15 protein-coding genes and 1 tRNA gene are annotated in these 13,921 nt (G+C 67.7%); 15 read left to right on the top strand and 1 reads right to left on the bottom strand.

The features are described from left to right. Window positions 1-100 precede the first annotated feature (100 nt). The gene (locus ABZZ74_RS49860) at window positions 101-508 is read left to right on the top strand and encodes a DUF6416 domain-containing protein (protein WP_356950765.1); all 408 of its coding nucleotides are present in this window, start codon (window positions 101-103) and stop codon (window positions 506-508) included. Between the two features lie 92 nt (window positions 509-600). On the opposite strand, the gene ABZZ74_RS49855 is transcribed toward ABZZ74_RS49860, so the two are convergent. Then, a tRNA-Arg gene (locus tag ABZZ74_RS49855) sits at window positions 601-673 on the bottom strand. 320 nt (window positions 674-993) lie between these two features. On the opposite strand from ABZZ74_RS49855, the gene ABZZ74_RS49850 reads away from it, so the two are divergent. The 14 genes from ABZZ74_RS49850 to ABZZ74_RS49785 all read left to right on the top strand — a co-directional run bounded on the left by ABZZ74_RS49850 (window position 994) and on the right by ABZZ74_RS49785 (window position 13,312). Beyond that, a complete protein-coding gene (locus ABZZ74_RS49850) occupies window positions 994-2,601 on the top strand; it encodes a dynamin family protein (protein ID WP_356950764.1) in 1,608 nt (535 codons plus the stop codon). Between the two features lie 3 nt (window positions 2,602-2,604). Further along, the gene (locus ABZZ74_RS49845; RefSeq protein WP_356950763.1) at window positions 2,605-4,554 is read left to right on the top strand and encodes a YfjP family GTPase; all 1,950 of its coding nucleotides are present in this window, start codon (window positions 2,605-2,607) and stop codon (window positions 4,552-4,554) included. 290 nt (window positions 4,555-4,844) lie between these two features. Next, window positions 4,845-5,321 (top strand): single-stranded DNA-binding protein, encoded by a 477-nt coding sequence (locus ABZZ74_RS49840; RefSeq protein ID WP_356950762.1) that lies wholly within the window; start codon window positions 4,845-4,847, stop codon window positions 5,319-5,321. 295 nt (window positions 5,322-5,616) lie between these two features. Then, window positions 5,617-7,023: a Cys-Gln thioester bond-forming surface protein gene (locus ABZZ74_RS49835; protein WP_356950761.1), complete on the top strand. Its 1,407-nt coding sequence runs from the start codon at window positions 5,617-5,619 to the stop codon at window positions 7,021-7,023. Window positions 7,024-7,044: 21 nt separating this feature from the next. After that, window positions 7,045-7,416 carry a hypothetical protein gene (locus ABZZ74_RS49830; protein ID WP_356950760.1) on the top strand — a complete coding sequence of 124 codons (372 nt, stop codon included), beginning with the start codon at window positions 7,045-7,047 and terminating at the stop codon, window positions 7,414-7,416. Window positions 7,417-7,449: 33 nt separating this feature from the next. Further along, window positions 7,450-7,749: a zinc-ribbon domain-containing protein gene (locus ABZZ74_RS49825; RefSeq protein WP_133040921.1), complete on the top strand. Its 300-nt coding sequence runs from the start codon at window positions 7,450-7,452 to the stop codon at window positions 7,747-7,749. An 81-nt stretch (window positions 7,750-7,830) separates the two neighbouring features. Next, on the top strand, window positions 7,831-8,439 hold the full coding sequence (locus ABZZ74_RS49820) for a hypothetical protein (protein WP_356950759.1): 609 nt from the start codon (window positions 7,831-7,833) through the stop codon (window positions 8,437-8,439). Window positions 8,440-8,671: 232 nt separating this feature from the next. Next, a complete protein-coding gene (locus ABZZ74_RS49815) occupies window positions 8,672-9,268 on the top strand; it encodes a hypothetical protein (RefSeq protein WP_356950758.1) in 597 nt (198 codons plus the stop codon). A gap of 219 nt (window positions 9,269-9,487) precedes the next feature. Next, window positions 9,488-9,985 (top strand): hypothetical protein, encoded by a 498-nt coding sequence (locus ABZZ74_RS49810; RefSeq protein WP_356950757.1) that lies wholly within the window; start codon window positions 9,488-9,490, stop codon window positions 9,983-9,985. A gap of 404 nt (window positions 9,986-10,389) precedes the next feature. Then, entirely contained in the window at window positions 10,390-10,749 is a 360-nt protein-coding gene (locus ABZZ74_RS49805) for a DUF6083 domain-containing protein (RefSeq protein WP_356950756.1), read from the top strand. 207 nt (window positions 10,750-10,956) lie between these two features. Next, window positions 10,957-11,193, top strand: a complete 237-nt coding sequence (locus ABZZ74_RS49800) for a hypothetical protein (protein ID WP_356950755.1) — start codon at window positions 10,957-10,959, stop codon at window positions 11,191-11,193. Between the two features lie 313 nt (window positions 11,194-11,506). Continuing rightward, the gene (locus ABZZ74_RS49795) at window positions 11,507-12,238 is read left to right on the top strand and encodes an SMI1/KNR4 family protein (RefSeq protein ID WP_356950754.1); all 732 of its coding nucleotides are present in this window, start codon (window positions 11,507-11,509) and stop codon (window positions 12,236-12,238) included. Window positions 12,239-12,468: 230 nt separating this feature from the next. Further along, the gene (locus tag ABZZ74_RS49790) at window positions 12,469-12,870 is read left to right on the top strand and encodes a hypothetical protein (RefSeq protein ID WP_356950753.1); all 402 of its coding nucleotides are present in this window, start codon (window positions 12,469-12,471) and stop codon (window positions 12,868-12,870) included. 277 nt (window positions 12,871-13,147) lie between these two features. Further along, window positions 13,148-13,312 (top strand): hypothetical protein, encoded by a 165-nt coding sequence (locus ABZZ74_RS49785; protein ID WP_356950752.1) that lies wholly within the window; start codon window positions 13,148-13,150, stop codon window positions 13,310-13,312. Window positions 13,313-13,921: the final 609 nt, after the last annotated feature.

Genomic DNA, 13,921 nt, shown 5'->3' with positions numbered 1-13,921 from the left:
CCACCCCCCAGGTCATCCGCTCGACAGGGGGACACAGTCATGCCGGGCCCGGAGGCCAGCGGCCCTCTTGCAGGACCGCGAAGAAGATAACGGGGGCGGCATGACGGATTATCTGTCCGAGGTTGATCCGCGATGGGCCGGACACTCTGGCGAAGAGAAGCACTACGGCGCCCCGGAATGGGGCCCGGAGGACTTGGAGCGCGCCACGGTGTTCCTGGCTGAACTCGCACCACAGGCCCAGCAGGTGTTCGAGTACCTGCTGCGCAACCCTGGCCGGAGAGTCCACTGCACGGAGTTGGTCGATCAAGCGCTCGGCGGCCCGAACGGGGGCGCCCCGGCGCAGCGCGTGGCAGGCGTGCTGTCCGGGATGGGCAAGGGGTACAGCGGTAGTGGGCGGCGGCTTCCGTTCTATTGGTGGGAGGCTCCTGAGGGGAGCGCGGGTGCGACGTACGCGGTCCGCCCGTCGGTGGCAGCGGTGTTCCTGGCCGCTCAGCTCAAGACCGCGTGATCCGCCCAGGCCCGGCGAGACAGCGACCGATTCCAGTGCTACCGACTCCGACCAGCAAAAACGCCGCCCCCGGAGGGACGGCGGAGACTGGGCGCCCCCGGCAGGACTCGAACCTGCGGCCAAGCGCTTAGAAGGCGCCTGCTCTATCCACTGAGCTACGGGGGCCGGTGTGTGGCCTCTGTCTTGGGTGCCCGGGTGTGGGCCGTTCCGTGACGTCGCCGGGGACAAGGATAGGGCTCCCGCATCCGTGTCCCTGTTGCTTCGCCTCCGTGGCTCGATGTGGAGGTTCGGTGAAGCGGTCCTGATAATCGCAGGCAGGTACGAATCGTGCATCGCTTTTGGCGCCTCGCGCACCGGGTGTTGTGCACTCGTTATGCCTGGACTGTGCCCTCGCCCCAGTCGTCCCTTCTGCCCCTTGCGTCCGGTCGGCGCGCAGACATGCCTATATGCTTCAGAATTCCCCTAAAATTGGGCATTCTTCGCATGTGGTGACCTTGGACGTACGGCCTCAGCTGCTCGACGCACTCTCCGCCCTGCGCGACCGTGTCGCCGCCGCACGCTTCCCGCTGCCCCTGGCGGGGGCTCCACGCGCGCGTGCCAACCGCGACGAACTCCTCGCGCAGCTCGACGACTACTTGGTGCCCCGCCTGCGGGAGCCCGAAGCCCCGTTGCTGGCCGTGGTGGGGGGATCGACCGGGGCCGGGAAGTCGACCCTCGTCAACTCCCTTGTGGGGCGGCGGGTGAGCGAGGCCGGCGTGCTGCGGCCGACCACACGGACACCGGTGCTCGTCTGCCATCCGGAGGACCATCACTGGTTCAGCGGCATGCGGGTGCTGCCCGACCTCACGCGCGTGTGGGTGCCTCATCAGGAGGCGGCGGAGGACCTGTTGCTCCCCGGTGAGGAGCCCACGCGCGTCCTGCGTGTCGAGACCGCCGACACAATGCCCCGCGGCCTCGCCCTCCTCGACGCCCCCGACATCGATTCCCTGGTCGCCGACAACCGCGTCCTGGCCGCCGAACTCATCTGCGCGGCCGACATCTGGGTGATGGTCACCACGGCCGCGCGGTACGCCGACGCCGTCCCCTGGCACCTGCTGCGCACCGCCAAGGAGTACGACGCCACCCTGGTGACCGTCCTCGACCGCGTGCCGCACCAGGTCGTCTCCGAGGTGTCCCGCCAGTACGGCGCACTGCTCACCAAGGCAGGCCTGGGCGACGTACCGCGCTTCACCGTGCCCGAACTGCCCGAGTCCGCCTGGGGCGGCGGGCTGCTGCCGGCCAGCGCAGTGGCGCCGCTGCGCACCTGGCTCGTCCATGTGACGCAGGATCCGGCAGCACGGCAGCACGTCTTGGCCCGTACCGCGTACGGGGTGCTGAACTCCCTCAAGGCCCGCCTGCCCGAACTCGCCGGCGCCGCCGCCGCCCAGTACGCCGCCGCCCTGCGGCTCACCTCCGCCGTCGAGGGGGCGTACGACAGCGAGCACACGCGCGTGCGTGGGCGGTTGCAGTCGGGGGCCGTACTCGCCGGGGACGCGCTGAAGCGGTGGCGCGCGTTTCCGCTCGACTGCAGCGCGGGTGAACTGCTCGACGCGCTCGTGGAGAGCCTGGCCGCGCTGCTGCTGTGCGCCGTGACCGCCGCCGACGAGCGGGTGGACGACGCCTGGCGGCGCGAACCCGCGGCGGCCGCCCCCGAACTGGCGGACCGTGACCCGTCCCTGGAGAGCGCCGAGCACCGTATCGGGATGGCCGTACGGCGGTGGCGGCGGGAGCTCGAGGAGTACGCCGAGGACGAGGTGCGTGCCCTCGACCGGAGCGTGGCGCCCGACCCCGGGGCGGTCGCCGCCCTGGTCGCCACGGCGCTGCTGGGCGGGCGCCGGGCGCGTTCGGCGGGCGAGGGACTCGCCGAGCGGATCGGGGCGCACGGGGCGCTGCGGCTGCGCGACCGCGGCGGACGGCTGCTCACCGAGCACCTGGACCGGGTGATGCACACCGAGCGCGAACGCCGGCTCGCCCCCCTGGACGCCCTCGACGTCCACCCCGAGCCCCAGGCCGAGCTCATCGCCGCGCTGTCCGTACTGCAGAAGGAGAGGTGACCGGTGACCGCCGTCACTGACCAGGACCACACCGAGCACGCCGACCACGCGGGGGACACGGTGCCCAAGGACGACGACCGGGAGAACGGTCTCAAAGGGGAGAGCTCTTACGGGAAGGGCCGCCAGGAGGAGAACGGCGACGACAGCCCCCGGGAGGGAGCCCGCGAGCACCACGCGCGCGTGGAGAGCAGCGACTCAGGCCGTACCGACTCCGCGCGTTCCGGTGACACCACGGCCTCTGCGGACCCCGCGGACTCCTGGGACGACGGGCTCATCGCTCGCCGGGTGACCGAGGAGGCCGCCGCCGAGCACGCGGCCCTGGCGGAGAGCCGGGCGCACAGCGCACAGTCCGCCGCCCCGCTCACCTACGACAGCACGCTGCGCTCGCGTCTCGTCGCCCTGCGGGAACTGGTCGGACTCTCCCGCGCCCGCCTCGACAGCCGGACGCTGGCCGAGGCCGGACGGGTGCTGGACGAGGCGGCGGCGCGGCACAGGCTCTCCGGGCAGCACACCGTGGTCGCCATCGCGGGTGCGACCGGCAGCGGCAAGTCCCAGCTGTTCAACGCGCTCGCCGGAGTGCCCATTTCGGAGACGGGGGTACGACGGCCCACCACCGCCGCGCCCATCGCGTGCAGTTGGAGCGACGGCGGTGCGAGCCTCATCGAACGGCTCGGCATCCCGCCGCGGTTGCGCCGCCGCCCCCTGCAGAACGGCGACACCGACGCGCAGTTGCGGGGGCTGGTCCTGGTCGACCTGCCCGACCACGACTCCGCCGCGGTGCAGCACCGCCAGCACGTGGACCGCATCCTGACGCTCGTCGACGCCGTCATCTGGGTGGTCGACCCGGAGAAGTACGCGGACGCCATGCTGCACGAGCGCTATCTGCGGCCCATGGCGGGCCACGCGGAGGTCATGTTCGTCGTCCTCAACCAGGTCGACCGGCTGCCCGGCGAGGCCGCCGACCAGGTCCTCGACGACCTGCGACGGCTCCTCGACGAGGACGGGATCGCTCTGGGGGAGTACGGCGAACCGGGTGCGACCGTGCTCGCGCTGTCAGCGCTCACCGGGGACGGTGTCGGCGAACTGCGCGAGGTGCTGGGCCAGTTCGTGGCGGAACGCGGCGCCCCGGCACGCCGGATCTCGGCCGACGTGGACGCCGCCGCGGTCGGCCTGTGGCCGGTGTACGCCACCCGGCGGCGGACGGGGCTGAGCGAGGAGGCGCGCGACGAGTTCGCCGCCCGGCTCGCGGACGCGGTGGGCGCCACGGCCGCGGGCGAGGCGGCCGAACGGGCGTGGCTGCGCAACGCCAACCGCGCGTGCGGGACGCCCTGGCTGCGGCTGTGGCGCTGGTACCAGGACCGGTTCGAGCCGCATACCGGGCGGCTGCCGGTGCGCGCGCAGCCCGACGAGGAGGCCACGGCACGCCAGCGCGTCGAGCAGGCCGTACGGACACTGGCGGACCGGGCCTCGGCCGGGCTGCCGGCGCCATGGGCGCAGGCGGTGCGCGAGGCGGCAGTACGAGGCTCTCAGGGGCTGCCTGAGGCACTGGACGAGCTCGCGGCGCGGGCCGGGCTGCCGCCGGGGCGCCCGCCGCGGCCGGGCTGGTGGCCCGCCGCCGTGCTCGTCCAGGCGTCCATGACCATCCTGCAGATCGTGGGCGGGCTGTGGCTGTTGGGGCAGATCATCGGGTTCATGGCGCCCAATCTCGGCGTGCCGGTGCTGCTGATGGTCACCGGCATCGTCGGCGGCCCGCTCGTCGAGTGGAGCTGCCGGATGGCGGCACGCGGCCCGGCCCGGCGGTACGGCACCGACGCGGAACGGCGCTTGCGGGAGGCGGCCGCCGGATGCGGGCGGGCCCGGGTGCTGGATCCGGTGGCGGCCGAACTGCTGCGGTACCGGGAGGTGCGGGAGCAGTACGGGCGGGTCACGGGGGTCGGAGCGACGGCGAGGTGAGCCACGGGCTGCGGTCGGCGGGCAGGTGGGACGGGGTGACTGTGGACCGGCCGCCGGAAGCTCACTCGTACGGGTGAGGGAGTTTTCCACAGGTCGGCGGTGGTCCACAGGGCTCGGCGGGCTCGGGCCGAACGGATGCAGTCTGGTCGTGCGGCGATCGCGAGGACGTGATCACCGCGCCGGCGACAACGCGAGGAACGCGTGGTCGTCGTGGCAGACGCAGCCGTACGGGACTGGCCCGTAGGCATGTCCGTCCGGCCCTCCGCGGCCGGGCGAGGGAGGGGTTCACCATGAACGAGACGATCATCTGCGCCGTCGGCAACGTGGCCACGCGGCCGGCCTACCGGGAGACGGTGACGGGGCCCTCGGCGCGGTTCCGGCTCGCCGTGACCGCGCGGTATCTGGACCGCGAGAAGAACGTCTGGACCGACGGGCACACCAACTTCTTCACGGTGTGGGCCAATCGGCAGATGGCGGTCAATGTGGCGGCGTCGCTCAACGTGGGCGACCCGGTCGTGGTCCAGGGCAGGCTCAAGGTCCGTTCGGAGCAGCGCGAGGGGCAGAACTGGACCTCGGCCGACCTCGACGCGACCGCGATCGGGCACGACCTCGCACGCGGTACGTCGGCCTTCCGGCGCCCCGTGCGGACGGAGACGGCGACGGGCGTACCGGCACAGCAGCAGGACGAGCCCAACTGGGAGACGGTACCTGGGGACTCTGTGGTGGAGGCAGGGCAACGGGAGCCGGAACCCGCCGCTGTGACGTGATGTCAGGAGAACAACCCGGCTGACATGTCGAACAGTGCCCCGAGCCGACCGGATTGCGGCTTGTCGACGAATGCGTGCCGAACGAGCTGGTGTATTTGTCGATAAGCCCTGCTCACAGGCCATCTCGGTGATGTCTCGGCGATAACGATTCCGAGTCGGGTGGCTTGTGTGACGGTATGACCGGGAGGCTCGGTGCGTGGCTTCCCTAGGATGCCGGACATAGCTCTTGGGGCTTCTGATGCTGCTGATGTGACCACGCCCCCCATGTCAACGGTTCCTGCACGAAGGGGAATTCGTGTTTGCTTCGTTCTCAGCGCGGTGGACGCGCGGGCGAGGGACGTTCCGTCTCGCCGCCGCGACGCTGGTGTCCGGACTCGTGGCCGCCGGCGCCCTCGCCGGGGCGGGCACCGCGACCGCGGAGGAGCCGACACAGACCCAGGCCGGGGCGAGCGCCACGATAGGCGGCCTCAAGACGTACGGCGCCGCGGTGATCCACGACGCCACCGGGGACATACAGGTCTCGGCGGGCCTGTTCGAGATGTCCGTCGACGGCGGCGGCATGCTGCAGACGTACTGCGTCGACCTCCACAACCCCACCCAGCGGGACGCCAAGTACCAGGAGACCTCCTGGAGCGGGACCTCGCTGGGCGCCAACAAGAACGCGGGCAAGATCCGCTGGATCCTCGAGAACTCCTACCCCCAGGTCAACGACCTGGCGACGCTCGCCGCCGAAGCGGGCGCCAAGGGGCTGACCGAGCAGGACGCCGCGGCCGGCACCCAGGTGGCGATCTGGCGCTACTCGGACGGCGCCGACGTCGACGCGGTCGACCCCCAGGCGGAGAAGCTCGCCGACTACCTGGAGAAGGCGGCAGTCTCCGTGCCCGAACCCCAGGCATCGCTGACCCTGGACCCGCCCGCCGTCTCCGGCCACCCCGGCGAACTGGTCGGCCCGGTGACCGTGCACACCAACGCGACCGGGGTGACGCTGACGCCACCGGCGGACTCGGCCACCACCGGGGTACGGATCGTCGGCAAGGACGGCAAGCCGCTGACCTCGGCGGTCAACGGCAGCCAGGTCTTCTTCGACATCCCCGAGGACGCGCCGGCCGGCTCCGCCGAGCTGACCGTGCAGGCCTCCACGACCGTGCCGGTGGGGCGGGCCTTCACCTCCGACAGCCGCAGCCAGACGCAGATCCTGGCCGGCTCCAGCGAGTCCACGGTCTCGGCGACGGCCGGCGCGACCTGGGCGAAGAAGGGCGCCATACCGGCCCTGTCCGCCGTGAAGAACTGCGCCAAGGGCGGCCTGGACATCACCGCGGCCAACCAGGGCGACGAGCCGTTCACCTTCTCGCTCATGGAGGCCACGTACAGCATCCCGGCGGGCGAGTCGCGCACGGTGACCATCCCGCTGCAGGAGGACCAGCAGTACGACTTCACCATCACCGGGCCGAACGGTTTCGACCAGCGGTTCACCGGGATCCTCGACTGCCGGACGCTGGGCAGCGGGAACGGTGACGCGGTGCAGACCCTCGCCGAGCCCAGCCCCGCCACGGTGGGCGGCACCGCCGACGACGCCAACCTCGCCGCGACGGGTGGCTCCAGCGTGACCCCGCTGATCGCGGGGGTGGCCATCGGTCTGGTGGTGATCGGCGGGGCGGCGCTCGTCCTGGTGGGAAAGAAGAACGCGCCCACGGGGGAGTGAGGCGGCGGGCAAGATGACTTCATGACCAAGTCATCCGTACCGCCCGTGCAGCAGTCCACCTGCTCCGGTTCCGTGCTGTCCCTGTGGTCGCAGGACTCCGTGCTGTCGATCGGCTCGGTGGGCTCGGTCCTGTCCATCGGGTCCGTGGGGTCGGCCCTGTCCGTAGGCTCGATCGGGAGCGCGCTCTCGGCCGGCTCGATCGGTTCGGCGCTGTCGCTGGTCTCGGCGGGATCGTGGCTGAGCACGGGTTCCGTGCTCTCCGCCCAGTCGCGCTGGTCGGTCCTGTCGTGGCGTTCGTCCCGGGCGTTCCGCTCCGCGGGGGTGGCCGGGGCCGCCGGGGTGGTGGCGGCCGCCCTGCTGCTGGCCGGGCGAGTGGCGCGGACGATTGAGTGACGTGGAAAGCACCGACCGGAGAAGGGCCGACTTGTGATCATCTTTGGCACCAAGGGTTACCTGTACCAGCTCGCGATACTGACGCTGGTGTGCGGGCAGTGCGGCAATCCGGCCGCGCACACGCTCAGGAAGCGCGTCATGAAGTTCACGCTGTTCTTCGTGCCGCTGTTTCCCATCTCGACGAAGTACGCGACGCAGTGCACCTTCTGCGGTGCGGAACAGAAGCTGACGAAGGAGCAGGCCGAGCAGCTCCAGGCCCAGGCCGCGGGCGCTCCCGGCGCGCCGGCGTACGGACAGCCGCAGCAGCAGCCGTACCAGCACCCGGGTGCCTGACACCGCACGTGCACAGCGCACCTGAGGCAGTCGCCCACCGGCTCCGCAGCAGCGGGCATCGGAACCCTGGCGCCGGCCGCCGTGGTGAGCTGCAGCGGCCTCCTGCTGGTCGTGCGGGGGCGGGTGATCCCCGGCTGGGAGGTGAGCGGGGCTCTCCTCGTCCTGGCGCTCGTCGTCCATTGGTCTCTGATCAGGGCGGCCCGCGTCAGGGAGACCGCGAGGCCCCGAAAGCGGGCCACGCCGAGGCGGCTGGCGGAGGGGCTGCTGATCGCCACGGCGGTGCTCGGCACGGCATGGGGAGCGGGGGACGATCTGATCTCGGACGCGCAGTACCACGTACTCAGCCCCACGGGGCCGGGCGGCTGCAGGGTGGTGGTGCGGGAGACGTCGTTTCTCGTGATCGGCAGCGGCGAGGCGTACGCGGTGGGACACACCGGCCTGGCCCTGGGCGAGTCGGGATCCTGGAGGGCCGACGACGGCTACCACCCCGTGGCGGCGGGCACGTACGAGTTGCACTGGGGCCGGGACGCCGGCGTTCTCCACGTCAGCGGCACGAACACCGCCCCGGTCTTCAGCAGCGCCCTGACAGACGTCTGGCTGGCCCTTCGAGAAGCCGTGCTGACACAGCTGTGGGGGTGCAGCGAGGCACACGCGCGCCTGATCGGTCGGCACAGTCGGCGTCGTGGCTGACTTTCGTCGGCTGAGGCACAGACGACCCCCCGACAGGAGGCACCGTCCTCACAAGCGGAGGTCGCCCCACAGGCTTGACTCGGTCATTGAAACTCCCGGCCAAAGTCGCTACACCGACCTCTCGCGTAAACTCAAGCCAGCAATACCATGCTCTGGCACCGGGGGCAGAATTGGGCGAGTTAGGCATTGCACGTTCCCCAGCCTGGAACAACGACTGAGGTGCATCGAGGTCATGACGATGAATCTTCCACTAGCGGCCTGGCTGCTGGCGATGGCAACTTTCTCGCTGGGTACTGCTATACCGTTCCTCTATCGGAGGTTTTCGTATGATGGTATAGCTATTAGGCCGCTAGATGTTCGGGCTATAGTTCCCGATAGATATAATCCGAATCAATTTATCATTTTCGGTACGCTTATCCGGATCGCCAACGTTAGCGATCGCTCAATAATGATCGAAGATATTCAAGTTGATGACTTAAAGCTAGAAAAGCATAACTATCGCCTCGATTCTGCCATTCTGGCAGATGTAACCGAGTCGAGAACGGCACATATACCGCTCTGGCCCAGCGACACCAGCCATGTACTTCCGCTGATTCTAAAGCAGGATACGGTCTCGGTTTTTGTACTTGAGCTCAGCTTTACCTTTGGGCCAGGCACTCCAGTAGAGGCAAGCAACGAGATCGCTGACGCCATTATCGATAACGAAGACTTCCCCCTAATTTTGCGCCTCAATGGAGTTTACCGACGTCAGCATGTAAACTTCCGCCGACGTCAGCCAGTATTTGGTTACAACATCTTCATTGGTGTTGATCCTGAGCCCGAAGAATAGACGTCAATAGGTTGATTGATCTCTCTGCTGGTCGATCTCTGCTGAGCTAGTAACCAGGGAAATTCTCGTGGACTATCTGTGGACGAATCATCTCGCGCCAGCTAAACAGAAGCTCATGACCTGCGCGCACTCTTGAGACTGACACCCCCTCCGGAGGCGTGTCCACGCAGCCACGCCAAAACATCTCCCGATCATGACGACCAGGACCTGACTGGTCGTGTGATGGTCGAAGAGGGTGATTGGGGTGCCGCTGGGCATACTGCCGGCATGGGGGAATCAGGCAGCGGGTCGGGGGACGACCCTTCACTTGCCCAGCAGCAGGCCCAAGACGCTCGTCTCTGGGAACACGGGTTGCATGAGAGCAACATGTTCTTCCAGCGAGGCAACCTGTTCCTGTTGGCGCATTCGCTGATCATCGTGGGATACTCGACGATTCTGTCAGCGCGAGGCCAAGGTCATCACAACCATCAAGCCATGCTTGCAGCGCGCGGCTTCTCAGCTTTCGGCATTGCACTCAGCTTGACGTGGCTCTACGTAGATCACCGGCATCTCCGCTACACCAACCTGGTACAACAGCGTGCGATGGACAGACTGCCGGAGTACGCGGAGACCAGGGCGCAATGGCCGCAGCGAGGCCTTGGCTCCATACCTGTGATCGCCTATGGGCTGCCCGCTATGGCTTGCGCGATGTGGGTGTTCCTCTTGCTGGTTACCTGACGGTTCCGCAGTACAGCAGCGAAATACAGCGCCCAAGGCGACCGCACGCGGCCGTGCTCAATCGTGACTAGCCGTGTGACCAGTCCAGCAGACCTCAGCGACCTTCCCGCCCGTAGTTCGAATCGAGATGACAGGCCGGCACGGGCCGAGCGTGAGGTTCGAACCGGGGTTTCCGCGTAGGGGCGAACCCCCGAGCGACGTCTTGGGCCGCTAAACGACTCATGGCCAGGCGGATCGTACCGACTCAGAGACTGGCGAGCCCACCTCTTTTCGAGGGGTGATGCCTCGCACCGGCTCAGGTCGAGCTCATACCGGGCATGATCGGCCATCTACACTCTTGATCGCTTAATACGGCCAAATCGCGACCTACTGGGATCCGGTCAGATTCGCTCACGCTCAAACACATGGGGGCGATTCGGGATCGTGACCAGCTGGCGTGCCATCGCTGCGGGGAGACCAGCCACACCGTGCAACCGGATCCCGACCCCGACGACGCGACATGGATCGAGCCACCATTTTGCCCAGAGTGCGATGCTTTGGTTCGCGTGTACCCCACCAACTATGACCGCTGGGTCAGTCTGGCCATGGTTGAGTTGCCCTCCAAAGACGTCCCAGAGGCCTTCAGGTGGCGCTTGACGAGACTTCCGGGCCAATCCCCCCACCCCCACGGATATCGTGGCCGTACGGGTCCGTGGAATCGATCCGCTACCGAGCGAACCCGTCGTACCGGCTCACCGCATGATGTGCATCCCCGAGTGAGGTGAGCCGTAGACCGCACGGCAGCGAGCGAAAGGCCCCGCCTCGTGTCCTCCGCGTGCCCGATCGAGCAGCACCCAGCGGGGAGCAACGGGGAACGTCGGCGAGTGGCCCGGGAACACGCAGGTCAACGGATCGCCAGCTCAGCCCCGGTCCGCATACGCGATCTTCCAAACTGGTGCCCCGCTGGACCCGCAGGGCGGTACCGTCCCGGCATGGAATCGAGACAGCCTGATGACCCTGCGCCGGAGCAGAGGACGTACTGGAACCGTATCGGTTTCGTCGTCCGTCATTTCGCGCGGCGGCCCTTGTTGCTCGCCGGATTGCTGGCGTGGACTGGATGCACCGTCATCCTGGAGAAGCTGATTCCTCAGCCGCTGTCAGCCGTCGTCTACCCGGTGGCTTTCCTTCTCGGCATGTTCCTCTTCTACCCCAGCGAGATAGACAAGTAGGACACTGGTCGGGACGCCCGGGAACTGTACAGCAGCGAAATACAGCAACCTCCGCGACCGCAGCCGACCTAAATGACCCGTCAGCGGTGTTGCAGCAGCCTGTATGACCCTCGATGACCGATCTCTCTAGAGCTACGGATCAGAAGGTTGTGAGGGGGGTGGGTGCGGAGCCATTCGGCATCCCGGGACCCAGTGGTCCGGGGACCCCTATCCGGCCACCCCCCTTGGCCGCCGTGTTCTTCAGCGAGAACATCGAACCGGCTCATCTCTGGCACGGAAGCTAACAGGTCTCACCGACAACGCCCTTGTCCCTGTGGCCGGCACCCCGGCGGACGTGCCAGAACCGTGCCAGGTCGTGTGGGAAGCCACGGGGAACACCGGGGAACGTAAGCGGCGGACGTCAGGCGTCGACACCGTTGCGCAGCAGGTCAGCAAGCTTCCCGCCCCTGAAGCACCCAAGCTTCCCAAGCCCAGAGCGCGCACCGCCGTGTTTTACGATCTCGACAACCTGAGCAGCGTCGCCGAGTATCTCGATGTGACTGACGACGAGCTCATCCTGGCTACCCGTGCACGCGTGGCCGGCCGTGAGCTGCCCGGTCCCGCGTCGACCGAGGACGTCACCAGGTTCGAGCGAATCGTGGGCCACCCGATGCCCGAACTGTTGAAGCGGATGTACCTCGAAGTCGCCAACGGCGGCTTCGGCCCGTCGAAAGTGCTGTCCCTCACCGACACGGACAAGTGGTTCGGCGACCGCGCGGACATCGCCATGGCCTACGACGACTTCGCCGCCGATCCCGATTACCCTCTCCCGCCGGGGATCGTGCCTCTCATGAACCGTGGCTGCGCCATGTGGACGCTGATCGACTTCCGTACCGCAGACGGGCAGATGTGGGACTGGGATCCCAACCTCTGCTGTCTCCCGCACGCCCTCGCCCCGCTCGAACAATCACTGGCCCAGTGGCTCACCGATTGGCTGCACGACGTCATGCCCGATGGGCCCTACCCACACCGCAAGCTGTCCAGCAGGGATTGCCCCAACTGGTGACGTCCGCGACGAGTACGCCGTCTCAGTTTCCGTCTCATTCAGCCTCGTTCACGATCGTTCAGGCGAGCCCGGGAGTCGTCTCCACGTCAGCGGCCAACCGCCCATGAACCCAGGTGAACAGCACCGAACGACGCCCAAGATCCCACCAACACAGTTGGAAAGCGTGCATTCAGTGTGAGAGCACTCCCGTGGCACAGGTGTTGTCAGTCCTGGCCTGTACGGTCCCGTCCATGGCTGAGAGACCGACTACGAGCTGGCGTCACGGCATAGCTGAGGAAGCCGAGGAGCTTGCCGCCGGCACCCTGGATCCCGAGTGCGCCTGCATGGCGGCGCTGTTCCCCGAGGAGCTGCTTACGGCGACTGACGCAGTCCTTGACGCCTTCGAGGGCGAGCTTTCTGGAGTTGGCGAGGCCAACGACCAACACGTCCTTGCCGTGGTGGAACGCGTCGTCGTGGCCCTCAATGGAGTGAATGACGCCCGCAACGGAAGCGCTTTTGAGACCGGCGAGCGCGAGGAGCTGTGCGACTACATCGACGAGTCGCTCGCGGAGCGCGGCGTGGACGTCGCCGGGCTGACCGCCCGCCACGGCTTGGGCAGGTACCAGCTCACCGACAAGTGGCGGAGGTGGTGAGGTCACTCTCTGTCGTGGCCGGTGAACACCGCACCCCAAGCGCACCGCCTAGCCCGTGTGCCTCCCGTGTCAAACCTCTTGAGCGCCACGGAGGGGATTGCTGACGTCTGGAGGTATCTGTGGAGAGATGCCTGGCCACTTGACTCGATAGAGCCTCTGACCAGCACCTTGTGCCGTGTGTCTTGCGACCCCGAGTGGCGCGGACCATTAGTCTCGCCTCATGTCAGCTCCCCAGAGCTGTTCGGCTTCGGTACAGACCACAGACATTGAGGTCAGCATGGCGGACTACGACACGCACGCGAACAAGGCTCAAGAGCTGCTCGAAGGAATGAAGTACAGCCGCGCCCGCCCGGAGTGGGCCATTGCGGCTGCCCAAGTCGAGGCGCTTCTTGCACTCGCAGCAGTGATCGCTGATCAGCGATCGCAACGCGACATCCGATGAGTCAGTAGCAGACTGACCAATCACCTCATCGCTGGACCGGGAAACTAACACCCGCCCAGACGTGCCAGATGCGTGCCGAGGCAGACGCGCGCGTGGTCGGCTGGCACACGCGCCGTCGTGGCTGCCCGCGTCGGCTGAGGTTCACGCCACAGCCGTGCCAAATGCAGAGGTCAGCCACGGTCAAGGGAGCGTCATGCGGTCCAGTTGCCGGGTGCAGCACGGTAGCGGTGGGGGGCGGCAGCAAGCGTCGGCACTCCGTGCCCCTTGCCGGAGATGACTACTCGATCCGCTGGACGCGCGCGAGGTCTTGGCCCGGCCGAGTCCCGTGCTGGCCACAGCAGGGCTCTACGGATGGCTGTTCTTTACCTTGCGCGTATGGATGCGCTGGACTCGCCTCGACCTTTCGTTGGGTGCAGCATGATCGCAACGCGCCACCGGGCCCGAATCGGGCGAAACCGTGGTCGCCAAATGCGATACACGCCAAGGACCTGATCCGCGCACACAAGGGAGAGTCAACCCCGGTTATTCAGCGGAATTGGGTGAGCTGACGGCCTGACAGCAGAAAGGTGCCGCTGACCTGCGAGGATGCGAGTGTCTAGGTCGTATCCG

The sequence above is a fragment of the Streptomyces sp. NPDC006476 genome, assembly GCF_040612015.1.
GTDB classification, from domain to species: Bacteria; Actinomycetota; Actinomycetes; order Streptomycetales; family Streptomycetaceae; genus Streptomyces; species Streptomyces griseorubiginosus_B.
The sequence above is the reverse complement of the archived record's forward strand: the minus strand, read 5'-3'. Positions and strand labels throughout refer to the sequence as shown.